Origin of the sequence: Methylobacterium sp. NPDC080182 (assembly GCF_050281105.1) — a bacterium.
Classification (GTDB): Bacteria; Pseudomonadota; Alphaproteobacteria; order Rhizobiales; family Beijerinckiaceae; genus Methylobacterium.
The window spans coordinates 283,165-299,818 of sequence record NZ_JBNNWO010000002.1; the positions used below are offsets into that span (position 1 = coordinate 283,165).

At 71.7% G+C, this 16,654-nt stretch carries 19 protein-coding genes; 6 read left to right on the forward strand and 13 right to left on the reverse strand.

Going from position 1 to position 16,654, the window contains the following annotated elements:
* Positions 1 to 19: 19 nt before the first annotated feature.
* Positions 20 to 988 (forward strand): hypothetical protein, encoded by a 969-nt coding sequence (locus ACQKQD_RS04550; protein ID WP_020091491.1) that lies wholly within the window; start codon positions 20 to 22, stop codon positions 986 to 988.
* A gap of 4 nt (positions 989 to 992) precedes the next feature.
* Here the strand turns inward: ACQKQD_RS04550 and ACQKQD_RS04555 are convergent, their stop codons facing one another.
* The 3 genes from ACQKQD_RS04555 to ACQKQD_RS04565 all read right to left on the reverse strand — a co-directional run bounded on the left by ACQKQD_RS04555 (position 993) and on the right by ACQKQD_RS04565 (position 4,132).
* The gene (locus ACQKQD_RS04555) at positions 993 to 2,612 is read right to left on the reverse strand and encodes a gamma-glutamyltransferase family protein (RefSeq protein ID WP_427507599.1); all 1,620 of its coding nucleotides are present in this window, start codon (positions 2,610 to 2,612) and stop codon (positions 993 to 995) included.
* A gap of 157 nt (positions 2,613 to 2,769) precedes the next feature.
* Positions 2,770 to 3,192 (reverse strand): hypothetical protein, encoded by a 423-nt coding sequence (locus tag ACQKQD_RS04560; protein ID WP_427507600.1) that lies wholly within the window; start codon positions 3,190 to 3,192, stop codon positions 2,770 to 2,772.
* 136 nt (positions 3,193 to 3,328) lie between these two features.
* Entirely contained in the window at positions 3,329 to 4,132 is an 804-nt protein-coding gene (locus tag ACQKQD_RS04565; RefSeq protein WP_427507601.1) for a hypothetical protein, read from the reverse strand.
* A 361-nt stretch (positions 4,133 to 4,493) separates the two neighbouring features.
* On the opposite strand from ACQKQD_RS04565, the gene ACQKQD_RS04570 reads away from it, so the two are divergent.
* Entirely contained in the window at positions 4,494 to 5,531 is a 1,038-nt protein-coding gene (locus tag ACQKQD_RS04570; RefSeq protein WP_020091495.1) for an aspartate-semialdehyde dehydrogenase, read from the forward strand.
* 71 nt (positions 5,532 to 5,602) lie between these two features.
* Here the strand turns inward: ACQKQD_RS04570 and ACQKQD_RS04575 are convergent, their stop codons facing one another.
* From ACQKQD_RS04575 to ACQKQD_RS04590, 4 genes are all read right to left on the reverse strand, one after another.
* Positions 5,603 to 5,815, reverse strand: a complete 213-nt coding sequence (locus ACQKQD_RS04575) for a hypothetical protein (RefSeq protein WP_427507602.1) — start codon at positions 5,813 to 5,815, stop codon at positions 5,603 to 5,605.
* Positions 5,816 to 5,879: 64 nt separating this feature from the next.
* On the reverse strand, positions 5,880 to 6,158 hold the full coding sequence (locus ACQKQD_RS04580) for a DUF2312 domain-containing protein (protein ID WP_026604676.1): 279 nt from the start codon (positions 6,156 to 6,158) through the stop codon (positions 5,880 to 5,882).
* Between the two features lie 116 nt (positions 6,159 to 6,274).
* Positions 6,275 to 6,583, reverse strand: a complete 309-nt coding sequence (locus tag ACQKQD_RS04585) for a DUF1244 domain-containing protein (RefSeq protein WP_020091496.1) — start codon at positions 6,581 to 6,583, stop codon at positions 6,275 to 6,277.
* Positions 6,584 to 6,645: 62 nt separating this feature from the next.
* The gene (locus tag ACQKQD_RS04590) at positions 6,646 to 7,410 is read right to left on the reverse strand and encodes an N-formylglutamate amidohydrolase (protein ID WP_427507603.1); all 765 of its coding nucleotides are present in this window, start codon (positions 7,408 to 7,410) and stop codon (positions 6,646 to 6,648) included.
* 190 nt (positions 7,411 to 7,600) lie between these two features.
* On the opposite strand from ACQKQD_RS04590, the gene ACQKQD_RS04595 reads away from it, so the two are divergent.
* From ACQKQD_RS04595 to pyk, 3 genes are all read left to right on the forward strand, one after another.
* The gene (locus tag ACQKQD_RS04595) at positions 7,601 to 8,920 is read left to right on the forward strand and encodes a glycerate kinase type-2 family protein (RefSeq protein ID WP_427507604.1); all 1,320 of its coding nucleotides are present in this window, start codon (positions 7,601 to 7,603) and stop codon (positions 8,918 to 8,920) included.
* Entirely contained in the window at positions 8,886 to 9,368 is a 483-nt protein-coding gene (locus tag ACQKQD_RS04600; protein WP_170868104.1) for a DUF1036 domain-containing protein, read from the forward strand. Before ACQKQD_RS04595 ends, ACQKQD_RS04600 begins: the two co-directional genes overlap by 35 nt.
* A 139-nt stretch (positions 9,369 to 9,507) precedes the next feature.
* Positions 9,508 to 10,944 (forward strand): pyruvate kinase, encoded by a 1,437-nt coding sequence (pyk, locus tag ACQKQD_RS04605; RefSeq protein WP_056521857.1) that lies wholly within the window; start codon positions 9,508 to 9,510, stop codon positions 10,942 to 10,944.
* 36 nt (positions 10,945 to 10,980) lie between these two features.
* On the opposite strand, the gene ACQKQD_RS04610 is transcribed toward pyk, so the two are convergent.
* The 6 genes from ACQKQD_RS04610 to ubiG all read right to left on the reverse strand — a co-directional run bounded on the left by ACQKQD_RS04610 (position 10,981) and on the right by ubiG (position 15,180).
* The gene (locus tag ACQKQD_RS04610) at positions 10,981 to 11,997 is read right to left on the reverse strand and encodes an alpha/beta hydrolase (protein WP_427507605.1); all 1,017 of its coding nucleotides are present in this window, start codon (positions 11,995 to 11,997) and stop codon (positions 10,981 to 10,983) included.
* The gene (locus tag ACQKQD_RS04615) at positions 11,994 to 12,605 is read right to left on the reverse strand and encodes a tetratricopeptide repeat protein (RefSeq protein ID WP_427507606.1); all 612 of its coding nucleotides are present in this window, start codon (positions 12,603 to 12,605) and stop codon (positions 11,994 to 11,996) included. Before ACQKQD_RS04615 ends, ACQKQD_RS04610 begins: the two co-directional genes overlap by 4 nt.
* Positions 12,606 to 12,743: 138 nt before the next feature.
* Positions 12,744 to 12,869 (reverse strand): type B 50S ribosomal protein L36, encoded by a 126-nt coding sequence (gene ykgO, locus ACQKQD_RS04620; protein ID WP_003601867.1) that lies wholly within the window; start codon positions 12,867 to 12,869, stop codon positions 12,744 to 12,746.
* Between the two features lie 176 nt (positions 12,870 to 13,045).
* Complete coding sequence (locus ACQKQD_RS04625) at positions 13,046 to 13,666, reverse strand: PAS domain-containing protein (RefSeq protein ID WP_091677951.1); 621 nt, start codon at positions 13,664 to 13,666, stop codon at positions 13,046 to 13,048.
* A gap of 133 nt (positions 13,667 to 13,799) precedes the next feature.
* The gene (locus tag ACQKQD_RS04630) at positions 13,800 to 14,372 is read right to left on the reverse strand and encodes a YbhB/YbcL family Raf kinase inhibitor-like protein (RefSeq protein WP_427507607.1); all 573 of its coding nucleotides are present in this window, start codon (positions 14,370 to 14,372) and stop codon (positions 13,800 to 13,802) included.
* A gap of 46 nt (positions 14,373 to 14,418) precedes the next feature.
* Positions 14,419 to 15,180 carry a bifunctional 2-polyprenyl-6-hydroxyphenol methylase/3-demethylubiquinol 3-O-methyltransferase UbiG gene (ubiG, locus tag ACQKQD_RS04635; protein ID WP_331299581.1) on the reverse strand — a complete coding sequence of 254 codons (762 nt, stop codon included), beginning with the start codon at positions 15,178 to 15,180 and terminating at the stop codon, positions 14,419 to 14,421.
* 226 nt (positions 15,181 to 15,406) lie between these two features.
* Between ubiG and ACQKQD_RS04640 the strand changes: the two genes are divergently transcribed.
* Positions 15,407 to 16,642: an aspartate kinase gene (locus ACQKQD_RS04640; protein ID WP_056521840.1), complete on the forward strand. Its 1,236-nt coding sequence runs from the start codon at positions 15,407 to 15,409 to the stop codon at positions 16,640 to 16,642.
* Positions 16,643 to 16,654 lie beyond the last annotated feature (12 nt).

Consider the following 16,654-nt stretch of genomic DNA (forward strand, 5'->3'; position numbering starts at 1 on the left):
CCAGGAGAACCGGTTTTCGATGCGGATGCGCAACCTGACGCTGCGTCTCGGACGGGTTCTGTGCGCAGCCGCGCTGGCGGCCAGCCTCGGCTCGGCCGCCCGGGCCGGCGATCCCGTCTATCCCGCGGGCTCGCGCTTCGGCTTCGACCCGCCCGCCGACATGTCGCTGTCGCGGCGCTTCTCTGGCTTCGAGCGGAAAGAGGGTGGCGCGACCGTGTCGGTCGTCGAATTGCCCGCGAACGCCTTCGCGGAGCTCGTCAGCGGCTTCACCGATGCCAACCTGCTGAGCCAGGGCTTCGCGGTCGAGAAGCGCGAGGAGGTCAAGATCGGCGACAACGAGGGCATGCTCTACACCGGTGAGCAGCCCGCCGATCCCGGCTCGTCCGCGCCGGCGATCCGGAAGTGGATCCTCGTGGTTGGCACACCGACCGTGACCGGGCTGATCATCGCCCAGGCGCTGCCCGACGCCGAGACCGAGGCCTCGATGCGCAAGATGGTGACCGGCGTCACCCTCCGGCCAGCCCTGTCGCTGACCCAGCAGGTCGACGCGCTGCCCTTCCGCATCGCCGACATGGCGGGCTTCCGGCCCGTGCGGGTGATGGCCGGCAACTCGGTCCTCCTCACCAGCGGCCCGAAGGACCAGATGCAGAATCTGGAACAGCCGATCCTCGTCCTCGCGCAGGCCGTGCAGCAGCCGCCCGGGGCCGAGCAGCGGGACGGCTTCGCCCGCGCCGCCCTGGCGTCCAATCAGACCCTCAAGGACTTCGTCATCGAGCGGGCGCAGAGCTACCGCTCGAACGGCGTCGACTGGCACGAGATCGTGGCCCGCGCCCTCGATCAGCCGACCAACCAGCCCGTCGTGGTCATGCAGACCATCCGGTTCGCACCGGACGGCTACGTCCGCGCCCTCGGCGTCGTGCGGCAGGATCAGCGCGACGGCGTCCTCGCCAAGTTCCGCCAGGTGGTGGACAGCGTTCAGGTCAAGTAGCGCGTCACCAGACGACGGCCTGCCCGTCGCGGCGCGGGTCGCTCGCGGCCACGTAGCCCTCGACGGCGGGATCGCCCATCCGCCAGATGAACTGGCCGGCGCCGAAATCCTGGTAGCTGTCCTCGATCACCTCGAGTTCGTGGCCGAGGGCCTTCAGGCGTTCCAGGGTCGCGCCCGGCATCGCCGCCTCGACGTTGATGTCGAGCCCCTCGTTCACCCGCCACCGCGGCGCGTCGCAGGCCGCCTGCGGGTTCTGGCCGTGGTCGATCATCCGCACCAGGGTCTGGACGTGCCCCTGCGGCTGCATGTTGCCGCCCATCACGCCGAAGCTCATCACCGGAGCTCCGTCCTTCGTGAGGAAGCCCGGGATGATGGTGTGGAACGGGCGCTTGCCGGGCGCCACCACGTTGGGGCTCTCCGGATCGAGCACGAAGCCGTAGCCGCGATTCTGCAGGGAGATGCCCCAGCCCGGGACGACCACGCCGGAGCCGAAGCCCATGAAGTTCGACTGGATGAAGCTCACCATCATGCCGGACTCGTCGGCCGCGGTGAGGTAGATCGTGCCGCCCGCGGGCGGCTTGCCCGGCCCGAAGACCTGGGCGCGGTTCCGGTCGATCAGCTTGGCGCGCTCCGCGAGGTAGGCGGGGTCGAGCATGGCCTCCGGCGTCACCTCCATCCCGCGGGGGTCGGCGACGTACCGGTAGGTGTCGCTGAAGGCGAGCTTCATCGCCTCGATCTGCAGGTGCTGCGACTCCGGCCCATCGACCGGCAGGCCGCCGAGGTCGAACTGCTCGAGGAGGCCCAGCGCGATCTGCGCCGCGATACCCTGGCCGTTCGGCGGGATCTCGTGCAGCGTGTAGCCGTGGTAGTCCTTCGCGGTCGGCGTGACCCATTCGGGGCGGAACGCCGCGAGGTCGGCGGCGGTCATCGCGCCGCCGTTGGCCCGCGCGTGCGCGGCGATCGCCTCGGCGATCTCGCCCCGGTAGAAGGCCTCGCCCTTGGTCTCGCCGATCAGTCGAAGGGTCTTCTCGGCGCCCGGGAAGGTCACCAGCTCGCCGACATCCGGCGCCCGGCCCCGCGGCAGGAAGAACTCCGAGAAGCCCGGCTGGCGGGTGATCGCCTCGATCCGGGCCGCGGCCGCCCATTTCTGCTGGACCACCACCGGCGCGAGGTAGCCCCGCTCGGCGATGCGGATCGCGGGCTGCATCAGGTCGGCGAAGGGGAGGCGGCCGAAGCGCTCGCTCAGCGCCGCCCAGGCGGCGACCGCGCCCGGCACGGTGACCGAGTCCCAGCCGCGCATCGGCGGCCGCTCGCCGGCGCCGTACTTCTTCAGGAAGTAGTCCCGGCTCCAGGCGGCCGGCGCCCCGCCGGAAGCGTTGAGGCCGTGCAGCGCCTTCCCGTCCCACAGGATGCAGAAGGCGTCGGAGCCGAGACCGTTGCTGCACGGCTCGGTGACGGTCTTGGCGGCCGCCGTGGCGATCGCGGCGTCGACCGCGTTGCCGCCAGCCTGGAGCATCTGGATGCCGGCCTGCGCCGCCAGCGCGTGCGAGGTCGCCACGCAGTTGCGCCCGAACATCGGCATCCGCAGCGACGGATACCCGGTCACCCAGTCGAACGGCTTCATCGCTCAGTTCCCGGTCTCGGCAGCCCACGCGCTCCCGCGGCACTTGGCATACAGGATATCCGGCCCCGGTGAAGGCGTGACCGGGCATGCCCGCCAACGAAAAACGCGGGCCCGAGGACCCGCGCTTTGCGAACGTGATGCTGCCTTGTCGAGCCGCTCAGTAGGGGCGGCCGTAGAGCGGCGAGGTCGGGTCTAGCCGGTCGACGAAGGAGAGGTCGACGTTGCGGATCGCCGAGGAGCGGGCGCCGATGAACGGCCCGTTCGTGATCGGATCCGGCAGGATGCCGCGGCCGAAGCGGTCCGTCGGGCCGTAGGGCGGGGTCAGCTGGTTGGACGCCGCGATCAGGTAGGGGTTCAGGGCCGGGTTGCGCGAGCCGCCGGCGCCCGGAACGTTCGAGGTCAGCGGCACGTTGCCGGCATCGAGCCAGCTGCGCGGGCGCACGCGGATCGGGAGCGGCCGGCTGACCCGGTAGATCGGGCCGAGGACGTAGCCATCCTGAGCCTGGGCGGGCGCGGAGGCCAGAGCGCCGAGGCCGGTGGCGGCGACGACGCCGAGAAGGGCGATCTTGAGCGAGCGCATGGCCAACCTTGTCCTTGAGTGCCATCAGTATGGCGACCGAAGCTTAACAGTTCGCCGCCTTTGACGATAAGACGCTTGGGCGAGGCTGTTGTTCCGCCCTTATGGCTGAGCTTGTGCGTTTTGCCACACTCCGGCCTCATTTTTTATTTTGCGGCCGCCGGATTAACGATCCGACCCTCCCGGGAGGCTCTGTCGCGGCCGATGCCGGGCACGCGCCCACCGGATCGGGCGCGACCGAGAAGGCCGCCGTCGTGGCGGCATCGGCGAGGTCGACGAGGCTCAGCGCGTCGAGCATGCAGCCGAGGGCCTGCGGCTCTGGCGGGCGCGCGAGGGGCGCGCAGAGCCATCCGTCGAGCTGGAAAGCCGTGTCGCGCGTGACGAAGCCGGTGCAGGTCCGCTGCGCGGGGCCCGCGAAGGTCACCTCCAGGGTCTCGACCGCACCGAACTTCGTGCGGATCTGATCGCGGGCGCCGGTCCGGGCCACCGCCAGGGCCGGCCGGTCGAGGGCCGGACCGTTCGCGGCGCGCCGGGCCATGAGCACGAAGAGCGTCGGCGGTGTGCCCGAGCGGGGCCCGCGGGTGAGCTGGACCCGCAGGGCCGGCGCCTCGATCGCCGCGACGTCGCCCCGGATGAGGGTGTCCTCGCGCAGCCCGGTCCGCGGATCGACGCGGGCGGACACGCGCACCGGATCGAGCCCGGGTTCCGCGAGCCCGAACTGGGCGACCGAGGCCGCGGGCGGTGCCGGCGAGGCCAGAACCGACGGGATGAAGGCGGTCTCCGCGGCCGGCGGCGGCGCGGGCGCGGAGGTCAAGGTCTCGCCGGGCCAGCGGGGGAGGGCCCACAGGAGGGCAATCGCCGCCGCGGCGAGGGCAGTGCGCAGGCCGAGAGATCCCGGGGAGACCGGGGCGTCCGGCGCGCGCGCGGCCCGGCCGTCCGGCACGCCGAGCCCGATCCGATCGACGAGGGGCGCTGTTCCGGTCAGGGGCGTGCTCCGTGGCGGCGGGAGGCCGCGGGGTGGACGCCAGCGTCGCGCCGAAGGATTGAATTCCCTCTGCCGGTCCGAGGCCGTCACCGGGTTTCCGGAGGCAGGGTGAATCGAGTGTTGCGCCGTCGGCGGCCTTGACAGCGCGCGCCCTTGCGCGCCTTGCTCGACCCGGCCGTCGCCCCCACCTCCGCGGAGGACGGGGTCTGCGGCCGCGCCCGTTTGGCGGGCGCGTCCGGCACGAACGATCCTTCGGCCGATTGTACTGGCACAGGCGCGGCACCCGGATCGGTCGGGGTTTTCCGCGCGGAGACGAGAGATGGGTTACAAGGTCGCCGTCGTCGGCGCCACGGGCAACGTGGGCCGCGAGATGCTCGATATCCTGGCCGAGCGGGCTTTCCCCGCCGACGAGGTCGTGGCGCTGGCCTCGCGCCGCAGCCAGGGTCAGGAAGTCTCCTACGGCGACAAGACGCTCAAGGTCAAAACGCTGGACACGTACGACTTCTCCGACACCGACATCTGCCTGATGTCGGCCGGCGGCGAGGCGTCGAAGGAGTGGTCGCCCCGCATCGGCCAGCAGGGCTGCGTGGTCATTGATAACTCGTCGGCGTTCCGCTACGACGCCGACGTGCCGCTGATCGTGCCCGAGGTGAACGCCGACGCGGTGGTGGGCTTCACCAAGCGCAACATCATCGCCAACCCGAACTGCTCGACCGCCCAGCTGGTCGTCGCGCTCAAGCCCCTCCACGAGGCGGCCACGATCAAGCGCGTCGTCGTGTCGACCTACCAGTCGGTCTCCGGCGCCGGCAAGGAGGCGATGGACGAGCTGTTCAACCAGACCCGCGCCGTGTTCACCGCCGGCGAGATCAAGCAGGGCGGCAAGTTCACGAAGCGCATCGCCTTCAACGTCATCCCCCACATCGACGTGTTCATGGAGGATGGCTACACGAAGGAAGAGTGGAAGATGGTCGCCGAGACCAAGAAGATGCTCGACCCGAAGATCAAGCTGACGGCGACCGCCGTCCGCGTGCCGGTCTTCATCGGTCACGCGGAATCGGTGAACGTCGAGTTCGAGCAGCCGCTCACGGCCGAGAAGGCGACCGAGATCCTGCGCGCCGCCCCCGGCGTGCTGGTGATCGATAAGCGCGAGAACGGCGGTTACATGACCCCCCACGAGGCGGCGGGCGAGGACGCGACCTACATCTCGCGCATCCGCGAGGATGCGACGGTGGAGAACGGCCTGAACTTCTGGTGCGTCTCGGACAACCTGCGCAAGGGCGCGGCCCTCAACGCGATCCAGATCGCCGAGGTGCTGGTCAATCGCAAGCTGCTGAACCGCGCCAAGCGCGCCGCCTGAGACTGTTTCCTCTCCCGCTGGGGGAGGGGGCTCTGTCCGGCGGATCCTCGGGACACGGTCCCGAGGATCCGTCACGGCTCCGGATCGTGACGCGGATCGGTCGTGCGGACCTTCCGTCCGCGGCGTGTCCGCACTGCGTGCTCGGTCCGGCTCTTCATCGCCGAGAGGCTTCGCGGCAGCCCCTTGAGCGCCGCGACCATCCCGGTCATCGACGGCCCGAAGCGGGCCGAGGGGCGGTTCACCGACGCCCGATCGCTGTTACCGACCGTCGCCTCGTCGAACACCGTGGTGCGGCTCCGTCGGATGCGGCAGGCGCGGACCGGGCGGCCTTCTCGCCGCCCGGTCCGGCTACGCCATGCCGAGGGCCTGCATGTAGAGCTCGAGGATCGCCTCCTGCTCCTGGCGCTCGCTGTGGTCCTGCTTGCGGATGCGCAGGATCGTCCGGACGGCCTTCGCGTCGAAGCCCCGACCCTTCAGCTCGGCGAACACCTCCTTGATGTCGCCCATGATGCCGGCCTTCTCCTCCTCGAGGCGCTCCAGGCGCTCGATGAACTGCTTCAGCTCGTCGGCGGCCACACCCTCGGCCGACGAGACGTCGCCGCCGGGCCGCTGCGCGGCGGTGGGCATCGAATGGGCGTTCATGGGGCTCTCCCGAATGCACGGCGCGGTTGCGCCCTGGACCCGTGGTTAACGGGCCCGCCTTACCGGAAGCTTAGCCGATTCGCCGCCGTCCGGCCGCCGCATCAATGGTCCTTGGCCTGCGCGGCCGAGAAGCCCGCCTGCTGCTCCGCACTCGCCTCCGTCTGGAAGCGCGCCTTCCACTCGGCGTAGGGCATCCCGTAGACCGCCTCGCGGCTCTCGTCCTTGGTCAGCGCGACGCCCGTCTCGTCGGCGGCGTCCTTCAGCCAGTTCGACAGGCAGTTCCGGCAGAAGCCCGCCAGGTTCATCAGGTCGATGTTCTGCACATCCGTCCGGTTGCGCAGATGCGCGACGAGGCGGCGGAAGACCGCGGCCTCGAGTTCCGTCTGGGTCCTGGGATCGATCTCGCTCATCGGTCGCAACTCTCTTCGGGTCGGGCGGGCCACACCCGATTTCGGGGTCGGCCCGGCGGAGATCAAGCCGCGAGCAGCGGGCGCAGCACGCGGGCGAAGCGCGCCGCCCACTCCGCCTGGCCGTCCGCGCCGGCGATCAGGTCCTGGCGGATCTCCACCAGGGCGTTCGCGAGGCCGCGCGCGGTGGCGTGGCGGTCGATCGTGTCGCCCGGCAGGCCGCCGCCGTAGGGCGCGTTGTCGCCGACGGTGAGCCCGGCCGGATCGGCTTCCAGCGCGCGGATCAGCGGGCGGGCGAAGCGGTCGTCCCGGTCGTACAGGATCCCGACCTGCCAGGGCCGCGCTATTCCGCGCCAGTAGGGCGTGAAGCTGTGCATGGTCAGGAGCACGGGCGGCCGGCCCGCAGCCTGGGCGGCGGCGATCGCGTCGTCGATGGCCGCGTCGAACGGCGCGTAGAACCGCGAGATCCGGGCCTGCTTCCCGGCCTCGTCGATCCGGGCATTGCCCGGCACGACGGCGCCGTCGGACAGGCGCATCACCAGGGTCGGATCGGCGCGCCCGCGATTCGGGTCGATGATGAGGCGGGAGAAGTTCGTCAGGATCGCCGGGGCGCCGAGCTGCGCCGCGAGGCTCCGCGTCACCGCCGCCGCGCCGATGTCGTAGGCGATGTGCCGGGCGTATTCCGACGCGGGCACGCCGAGCGCGATGTCCGGCGGCACGAAGTTCGAGGCGTGGTCGCAGGCGATGACGAGGCCGCAGGCGGGGTCGCCGGGAATGATCTCGCAGGGATGCGCGGGCGGGACGGCCGATTCTGTCTCCGGACGGGTCACGGGGCTCCGAGGTCTTCAGAGAGGTCTTCAGATCTGTGCGAGGGCACCGATGGCGCTTGCCGTCGCGCGGCCGCTCGGGCAGATCACCTATCAAGGATCGTGCGCTCACGGCAAGAAACGGGCCCGCCGCCCAGGGAAGAAACGGGCGGGGATCGCGCGACACAATGGAGAGAGGAGCCCGTTCGACGCCATGACCGACACCGTTCCGCCCGTCACCGACGCGGCCACCCGGGACCAGCGCGCGCTCCTCGATTCGATCCTCACGGCCGCGATCCGCGCCGCCCATCCGGATCTCTGCCTGCCGCCGCACCTGCCGGAGCCGAGCCCCGGCCGCCTGATCATCCTCGCCGCCGGCAAGGCCGCGGGCAGCATGAGCGCCGTGGCGAGCCGCTTCTACCGGCAGAAGCACGGGCTCGGTGACGACCGGATCGTCGGCCTCGCGGTGGCGCGGCACGGCTACGGGCAGGAAGCGCCGGGGATCCACATGGTCGAGGCGGGCCACCCGGTCCCCGATGAGGCCGGCATCTCGGCGACCCGCGAAGCGCTGCGGCTCGCCACCGAGGCCGGGCCCGACGACGAGGTCCTGGTGCTGCTCTCGGGCGGCGGCTCGGCCAACTGGATCGCCCCCGCCGGCGACCTCACGCTGATCGAGAAGCAGGCGATCACCCGGGCGATGCTCCGGTCCGGCGCGCCGATCGGCGAGATCAACACGGTGCGCAAGCACATCTCGCGGATCAAGGGCGGCCGCCTGGCCCTCGCGGCCCGCAATGCCCGGCGCGTCCTGACGCTGGCGATCTCCGACGTGCCCTTCGACGATCCGGCGGTGATCGCCTCCGGGCCGACCGTGCCCGATCCGTCGACCCTGGCCGATGCCCGGGCCATCTGCGAGAAGCGCGGCATCCTGCTGCCCGAGGAGGCGGTGCGCCTCCTGAACGACCCCAACAACGAGACGCCGAAGGCCGGTGATCCCGCCTTCGCCCGCGCCGAGTACCGCATCATCGCCCGGCCGATCGACGCCCTGAACGCCGCCGCCGAGGCGGCCCGCGCGGCCGGCTACGAGCCGATCCTTCTGGGCGCCGACCTGGAGGGCGAGGCCCGCGAGGTCGCGGCCGAGCACGCGGCCGAGGCCAAGCGCCACAAGGCGGCCGGCAAGCGCGTCGCGCTGATCTCCGGCGGCGAGCTCACCGTCACCATCCGCGGCGAGGGCCATGGCGGCCCGAACCAGGAATACGCCCTGGCGCTGGCGGTCGCGCTCGACGGCGAGCCCGGCATCTTCGGCATCAGCGCTGACACCGACGGGACCGACGGCGGGCGGGGCCTCGCCACCGACCCGGCGGGCGGCCTCGTCGACCCCACGACCCTCGAACGGGCCCGGGCCGCCGGCCTCGACCCGGCCGCGATGCTGGAGCAGAACGACTCCACCGCCTTCTTCGCGGCCCTCGGCGACCTCGTGAACCCCGGTCCGACCTGTACCAATGTCAACGACTGCCGCATCATCCTCGTCAATTAGCTCTCGCGTCTCGGCGGCTCAGCTCCTCCCGGCAGTCACGGTCCTCGGCCTCGCGCTCCTCGGCGCGAGCCCCGCCAAGGCGGACCTGCGCCTGTGCAACCAGACCGCCAGCAAGGTCGGGATCTCGCTGGGCTACCGCGATCCCCAGGGCTGGGTGACGGAGGGCTGGTGGGATCTGGCGCCGAAGGCCTGCGAGACGCTGCTCAAGGGCGCGCTGGCCGCGCGGTTCTACTACGTCTTCGCGGTCGACTACACGCGCGGCGGCGAGTGGAGCGGCCGTTCGCTGATGTGCACCCGCGATTCGGAGTTCACGATTCGCGGCATCGAGGATTGTCTCGCCCGCGGCTACGACCGCAACGGCTTCTTCGAAGTCGACACCGGCGAGCAGAAGAGCTGGACCATCCAGCTCACGGATCCGAACCGGCCGGACGCGCCGGCGAAACCGTGATGTGAAGGCGGCGGCCGAGACTGCGGTCTTGACGCTGTCCGGCCCGGGATGCTCACAGCCGATCTGCGCTCTCTGAGCCAGATCTTTCAACCGCCGGCGCTCGACGCCGCGCGGCAACGAGAACACGGAGGAAATACGCTTGAAACGGTCACGCCGCACGAAGATCGTCGCCACCCTCGGTCCGGCCTCCGATTCGCCGGAGATGATCGAGCGGCTGTTCCGCGCGGGCGTCGACGTATTCCGGCTCAACATGAGCCACCTCCCGCGCGAGAAGCTGCCCGAGAAAGTGGAGGCGATCCGCACCATCGAGCGCGAGGCCAAGCGGCCGATCGGCATCCTGGTCGACCTGCAGGGACCCAAGCTCCGGCTCGGCACCTTCGCGGAGGGTGCCGCGATGATCGAGGCCGGTGCCACCTTCGTGCTCGACGGCGACCCGACCCCCGGCGACGCCGCGCGCTGCCACCTGCCGCATCCCGAGATCCTCGAGGCGCTGGAGCCGGGCCACGCCATCCTGGTCGACGACGGCAAGCTGCGGCTGACCGTGCTTGAGACCGCGCACAACCGGGCCGTGACCCGCGTCGAGGTCGGCGGCCGGATCTCGAACCGGAAGGGCGTGTCCTTGCCGCACACCGTGATCCCGGTGCCGGCGATGACCGACAAGGACCGGGCCGACCTCGATGCCGGCCTGAACGCCGGCGCCGACTGGATCGCCGTCTCGTTCGTCCAGCGGCCCGAGGACGTGGCCGAGGTGAAGAAGGTCTGCGCCGGCCGCGCTCTGGTGATGGCCAAGATCGAGAAGCCGCAGGCGCTGGCCCGCCTCGACGAGATCATCGAGATCTCCGATGGGCTGATGGTCGCCCGCGGCGACCTCGGCGTGGAGATGCCCCTGGAGCAGGTGCCGGGCGTGCAGAAGCGCATCACCCGCGGCGCCCGGCGCTACGGCAAGCCAGTGGTCGTCGCCACCCAGATGCTCGAATCGATGATCACCGCGCCGGTGCCGACCCGGGCCGAGGTCTCCGACGTCGCCACGGCGGTCTACGAAGGGGCGGACGCCGTGATGCTCTCCGCGGAGAGCGCCTCGGGCGCCCACCCGATCGGGGCCGTGGAGACCATGAACCGCATCGCCGAGCAGGTGGAGCGGGACGCGATCTACTGGTCGATCATCCGGGCGCAGAGCGCGACCCCCGACGAGACGGCCGCCGACGCCATCGCGGCGGCGGCGCACCAGATGGTCGACGCGCTGAGCCTCGACGCGATCATGGCCTGGACCAATTCCGGCTCGACGGCCCTGCGCCTGTCGCGCGAGCGCCCGAACGCCACCGTGATCGCGCTGACGCCGCGGCGCGAGACCGCCCGCCGCCTCGCCCTGGCCTGGGGCACGCACCCGATCGTCACCAAGGACGCGAGCGACGTGGACGACATGTCGTTCCGCGCCGCCAAGTTCGCGGTGCGCGAGAAGTTCGCTGCCGTGGGGGACCGGGTGATCGTCGTGGCCGGCCTGCCGTTCGGCACGCCGGGCGCCACCAACCTCGTGCGGCTGACCTTCATCACCCGCGAGCACGCCGAGAAGGCGTGACCGCACCCGGCTAGGAGAGCGGGACCGGCCGGCGCGTCAGTGCGCGACGGCCGGCTCCGGACCGGCCGCGCCCGTCGCGCCGGCCAGCCGGGCGACCTCCTCGGTGACTCGATCGGCGGCGACGTACTGGAGCATGTGGCCGATGCCCGGCAGCAGAACCAGCCGCGCGCCGGGGATCGCGCGGGCCAGCGGCACCGCCTGCGTATCGGCGCGGACGATCGGGTCCGCCTCGCCGGAGATCACCAGGGTGGGCACGCGGATCGCGCCGTAGCGCGGGCTCTGCGCCGCGAGGGCACGCGGCAGGCCGAGCAGGTCCTGGACGTTGGCGAGGAGCGTTCCGGGCCGCAGGACCAGGTCCGACCGCGCCAAGTCCGGGTAATCCGCCCGCGGCGGTTGCGGCTGGAAGACCCGGCGCGCCGCCTCGGGCAGGAAGTGTCGCGCGATGGGCGGCCCGACCGTCCGGCTGAGCAGCCACGCCACCGGCGGGGTCACGGCGAGCCGCCAGTACCACGGCAGATCGGGCATCCGGTCCGGCATGGGCATCGCCACCGGCGCCGCGAGGGCGAGGGCCGAGACCCTGTCCGGGTGGTCCAGGGCCAGGGCCAGGGCGAGGGCGCCGGCCCAGGAATGGCCGAAGACGAGCGCCGGGCCGACACCCATCCGCTCCAGCGCCTCGGCGATCAGGGCGGCCTGCGCGGCCGGGGGCGCGGCGTCGTCGCCACCGATCCGGTCGCTCCAGCCGAAGCCCGGCCGGTCGAACGCGATGACCCGGAAACCCCGCGCCGCGAGCCGGCGGCCGATCCCCTCCATCGGATCCGACGCGTTGGCCGAAGCGCCGTGCAGGAGCACGACGGGTGGCCCGTCGGCCGGTCCGTCCTGCAGGGTCGCGAGGCGGCCGCCGGTCACCGCCACGAACGGGCCGGCCGGCGGGTTGGCTGCGCCGACCCGCAGGGTGATGATTAGCGTCGCCAGCGCGCCGGCCGCGAGGACGAGCCCGGCTAGGGCGAGGGGCAGGGCCAGGAGGGTGAGGAGGACGGCGGTCACCCGGCTCACAGGTCGCGGCCGTCGACCTCCGGAGTGAGGCGGTTGATCGCCTCGCCGATCTTCTCCATCTGCGGGTAGAGCGCCCGCGCCCGCCGGAAGGCGGCGAGCGCCCGCGCCTTGTCGTCGAGCGATTCGTAGATCCGGCCCATCGCGGCCCAGGCCTCGAAGTGGCGCGGCTCCAGCACCAGGGCCCGCTGCAGGTCCGCCAGGGCGTCGTCCTTGTCGGACAGGAGCCAGAACACCGTCGCGCGCCGGTTCCAGCCCTCCGACCAGTTCGGCTCGAGGGCGGTGACGCGGTCCATCAACTCGGCCGCCAGGGGAAAGTCGTGTGCGGTGACCGCCTGGCGGGCGCGGTCGGTGAGGAGGTCGGCGGTCGAACTGCCCGACCCGGCCATGCGCCGCTCGATCAGCCGGGCGATGCCCTTGGCCTCGGCCGGATCCTCGCTGGCGCGCAGGCGGGCGAACAGGTCGTCCAGGCTCGGCGGCTTGGGCGCCGGCTTCCCCTCGGGCGCGGCGCGGCCGGAACGCCCGGCCTCCGGGGCCGCTCGCGCCGCCGGGATGTCCAGGGCGAGGGCCGACAGGCAGACCAGGGTGGCGAGGAGGCGGGTCGGCGTCATGCGGCCAGACTGTGCGCCGGCCCGGGATCCGTCAACGTGCCGCGGTGCCGCGCGCATGCGGAAACGGCCGCACCCCTTCGGGTACGGCCGTCCCAACGTCGATCGTCGTCCGACCCGGCCTGACCGGGCGGAGCGGCCTCAGCCCTGGCGGGCCTTGAAGCGCTTCTGGGTCTTGTTGATCACGTAGACCCGGCCCTTGCGGCGCACGAGCTGGTTGTCGCGGTGGCGGCCACGCAGGGACTTGAGGGAGTTGCGGATCTTCATGGGTCTCTCGAGCCCGGAGGGCCGTCCGTTGTGTAGGGTGTCGGGAACGTGGTCACGAGGCTGGACGCGGGGTCGCGTCCGGCGATCACGGCTCACGCATCGCGGGATGGCGCGGCCATATCAGGATTCGCCCCCGGAAGGCAAGGCGCGACAGGCATCGAGCGGAGGGGGGCGGCTCAGTGAACCCTGTCGAGATCCGGCACCGCCGGTGCCAGCACGAGCTGCCGGCCGATCTCGTGCAGCAGCACGTCGAGCAGCGGCTTCAGGCGCTCGAACCCCGGCTGGGGCAGGCCGTCCTCGGCGGCGTTGTAGAGGGCCAGGGCCATCTCGGCGACCCGGTCGATGCCGCCGGCCGCCACGTCGGTCGCGCAGAAGGCGGATTCGTCGAGGAAGCCGTCGCGGCCGCACTCGGTCACATCGATGACGATCCCGTGGGCCTCGCTGACGCCGCCCTGCGCGTCGAGGATGAAGCGGCCGCGCGCGAGGATCCACCGGACCTCGCCCGGCTCCGGGACGGTCCGGTACTGCGCGATGTACAGGCCGCCCTGCCGGCGGAGGTCATCGAGGGTCGACGCGATCCGACGCTGATCCTCCGGGTGGATGCGGTCCAGGAAGCTTCCGAAGGTCGTGCCGCTGCCGCTTTTCGTCCTGGGCAGGCCAAGCATCGTCGCGGCGACGGGGTCGCACCGCAGAACATCGTCGGCGATGTGCCAGGTCCAAGTCCCGACATCCGACACAGCGAGCGCGCGCGCCACACTGCTGCCGCCCCGCCGCTTCGTGCGCACGCCGACGCCCACAGGCTCGATCTCCAGCCATTTTCAGGCGGTCTGCCCAGACCGCTTCGTTGGTCGACACAATACTGAGATCACGAATGCGGCACAACGCGCGAGTTCTGCAGGGCTGAGCTGTATCGCACCGGTATCGGCTGGATCAGGGACGATGGTAAACGCCGGTCAATATCCCCTTCGCGAGGACCTGACCGCGCATGGCCTCGATCAGCGCGCCGCGGCCCGGCGCCTCGGCGAGGGCGAGGGGCTGCCGCAGCGCGTAGATCTGGAAGAGGTACGGGTGAGGCCCGTGGCCGGTGGGCGGGTCCGGCGGCAGCCACTCCGCGCGCAGGAAGCTGTTCCGGCCCACGGCCTCCACGGTGCCCGCGTGGCCGGGCCCCGGCAGCGCGCCCTCCGGCAGGCCGGCGGGCTCCGGCGGGACCGACCAGGCGATGAGATGGACCAGCGGCCGGGGCGTCGGGCTGCCCGCATCCTCCACGAGGAGGACGAGGGCGGCAGTGCCCGCCGGCAGCCCGCTCCAGGCGAGGGGTGGCGACACGCCCGCGCCGTCGGCCGTGAAGCGCGCGGGCAGGTCCGCCCCGTCGGCGAAGGCCGGGCTCGACAGCGTCACGGTTTCGGGCACGTCGGGGAAGTCCGCGCGGGACGTCGTCTTCTCCAAGCCCGCCTTCAGACCCGACAGCGCCTCGCCGAGCACACCGGGAATCTTCTCGAGCATCGCCGCCTCCTCCGCCGCGATGGCAACGGCGGAGGAGGCGACCCGTTCACGTCGACCGCTCGGCCGCGACCATGTAGTTCACCGCCTTGTCGCGGCTGGTGCGCCACCCGTCCGTCAGCGGGTTGTAGACGACGCCAACCGTGTCGGTGACGTCGAGGCCGCCGGCCCGGATCGCGCGGGCGAGCTCGTCCGGCGTCACGAACTTCTCCCAGTCGTGCGTGCCGCGCGGCAGCCAGCCGAGCACGTACTCGGCCCCGACGATGGCGAGTGCGAAGGAGCGCAGCGTGCGGTTGAGGGTGGCCCCAAACAGCATTCCGCCGGGCTTCACCGCCGCGCAGGCGGTCCGCACGAAGGCCGGCATGTCGGAGACGTGCTCGACGACCTCCATGATCAGCACCGCGTCGAAGCTCTCGCCGCCGGCGACCACCGCCTCGATGGTCTGCCCGCGGTAATCCACCGGCACCCCGGCCGACTCGGCGTGGGCCCGGGCCATCGCGACGTTCTGCTCGGCCGGGTCGAGGCCGGTGACCCGGGCGCCGAGCCGGGCCAGCGGCTCCGAGAGGACGCCGCCGCCGCAGCCGACGTCGCAGATCGTCAGCCCGTCGAGGGGGAAGGGCGCCTTCGGGTCGCGGCCGAACCTGCGACAGAGGGCGTCGCGGATGTAGGTGAGCCGCACTGGATTGAACCGGTGCAGGACGCGCATCGGGCCGGTCTCATCCCACCACGTGGCGGCGAGCGCGTCGAAGCGCGCGACCTCGCCGCGGTCGACGAACCCTTCCGTGACCCGGTCCGTGGCTGACCTGTCCATGCGTGTTCCGTCCTCATGCCGGCGGGTGGGATCCGCCGCGCGGCGTCGTGGCCGCGTCGAGACCGCGCTCTAGCACGGCGATCGCCCGGAAGTCGCCGCGGCGCGCGGGCGCCATGCTTGGCCGGTTGTTGACACTCCTCCGGGCCGCTTGTACCCGCCGGGCACCGTCCGGACGGGGCTGCAGCGGCCCGTCCAATCGCCACCGGGAACCCGCGACCGAGAGACCATGCCCCGTCTGGTGATGAAATTCGGCGGCACCTCCGTCGCCAACGTCGACCGCATCCGCAACGTGGCGCGCCACGTCGCCCGCGAGGTGGCGGCCGGCTACGACGTCGCCGTGATCGTGTCCGCCATGTCGGGCAAGACCAACGAACTGGTCGACTGGGTCAAGGACGCGAACCCGATCTACGATCCGCGCGAGTACGACGCCGTCGTGGCGTCCGGCGAGCTCGTCACCGCCGGCCTCCTGGCGATCGCCCTGCAGAAGGACGGGCTCAAGGCCCGCTCCTGGCAGGGCTGGCAGATCCCGGTCGTGACGTCGGACGCGCACGGCTCGGCCCGCATCGCCGACATCGACCCGAAGAATCTCGAGGCGGGCTTCGCCAAGGGCGAGGTCGCGGTCATCGCCGGCTTCCAGGGCGTCCACGACGAGACCGGCCGGGTGACGACGCTGGGCCGCGGCGGCTCCGACACCTCCGCGGTGGCCGTGGCGGCCGCGATCGGGGCCGAGCGCTGCGACATCTACACGGACGTCGACGGCGTCTACACCACCGATCCGCGCATCGTCCCGAAGGCCCGTCGCATGGAGCGGGTCACCTTCGAGGAGATGCTGGAGATGGCCTCGCTGGGCGCCAAGGTGCTGCAGGTCCGCTCGGTGGAGCTCGCCATGGTCCACCGGGTGCCGACCACGGTCCGGTCCTCCTTCGATCCGCCGGACGCCGCGCGCCCGGGCACCCTCATCTGCGACGAGGACGACATCGTGGAACAGCAGATCATCACCGGGATCGCCTTCTCCCGGGACGAGGCGCAGATCACCCTGCGCAAGGTCAAGGACAGCCCGGGCGTCGCCGCCGCGATCTTCGGGCCGCTGGCGGATGCCAACATCAACGTGGACATGATCATCCAGACCGTGTCGGGCGACCAGTCGACCACCGACATGACCTTCACGGTGCCGTCCGCCGAGTACGAGCGGGCCCGCAAGATCCTCGACGAGGCCCGCGCGCAGATCGGCTACGCACAGATCGAGGGCGCCACCGACGTGGTGAAGGTCTCGGCGATCGGCGTTGGGATGCGCAGCCACGCGGGCGTCGCCGCCAAAGCGTTCCGGGCGCTCGCCGAGAAGGGCATCAACATCCGCGCGATCACCACCTCGGAGATCAAGTTCTCCGTGCTGATCGACGCCGCCTATACGGAGCTTGCCGTGCGCACGCTTCACTCGCTATACGGCCTGGATCAGGCCTGAGCCTGGGACGCG

Excerpts from the sequence above, each read along its gene's own strand:
- ACQKQD_RS04550 (WP_020091491.1), top strand. The coding sequence starts at position 20 with ATGCGGATGCGCAACCTGACGCTGCGTCTCGGACGGGTTCTGTGCGCA.
- ACQKQD_RS04555 (WP_427507599.1), bottom strand. The coding sequence starts at position 2,612 with ATGAAGCCGTTCGACTGGGTGACCGGGTATCCGTCGCTGCGGATGCCG.
- ACQKQD_RS04560 (WP_427507600.1), bottom strand. The coding sequence starts at position 3,192 with ATGCGCTCGCTCAAGATCGCCCTTCTCGGCGTCGTCGCCGCCACCGGC.
- ACQKQD_RS04570 (WP_020091495.1), top strand. The coding sequence starts at position 4,494 with ATGGGTTACAAGGTCGCCGTCGTCGGCGCCACGGGCAACGTGGGCCGC.
- ACQKQD_RS04580 (WP_026604676.1), bottom strand. The coding sequence starts at position 6,158 with ATGCCCACCGCCGCGCAGCGGCCCGGCGGCGACGTCTCGTCGGCCGAG.
- ACQKQD_RS04585 (WP_020091496.1), bottom strand. The coding sequence starts at position 6,583 with ATGAGCGAGATCGATCCCAGGACCCAGACGGAACTCGAGGCCGCGGTC.
- ACQKQD_RS04595 (WP_427507604.1), top strand. The coding sequence starts at position 7,601 with ATGACCGACACCGTTCCGCCCGTCACCGACGCGGCCACCCGGGACCAG.
- ACQKQD_RS04600 (WP_170868104.1), top strand. The coding sequence starts at position 8,886 with ATGTCAACGACTGCCGCATCATCCTCGTCAATTAGCTCTCGCGTCTCG.
- ACQKQD_RS04615 (WP_427507606.1), bottom strand. The coding sequence starts at position 12,605 with ATGACGCCGACCCGCCTCCTCGCCACCCTGGTCTGCCTGTCGGCCCTC.
- ykgO (WP_003601867.1), bottom strand. The coding sequence starts at position 12,869 with ATGAAGATCCGCAACTCCCTCAAGTCCCTGCGTGGCCGCCACCGCGAC.
- ACQKQD_RS04630 (WP_427507607.1), bottom strand. The coding sequence starts at position 14,372 with ATGCTCGAGAAGATTCCCGGTGTGCTCGGCGAGGCGCTGTCGGGTCTG.
- ubiG (WP_331299581.1), bottom strand. The coding sequence starts at position 15,180 with ATGGACAGGTCAGCCACGGACCGGGTCACGGAAGGGTTCGTCGACCGC.
- ACQKQD_RS04640 (WP_056521840.1), top strand. The coding sequence starts at position 15,407 with ATGCCCCGTCTGGTGATGAAATTCGGCGGCACCTCCGTCGCCAACGTC.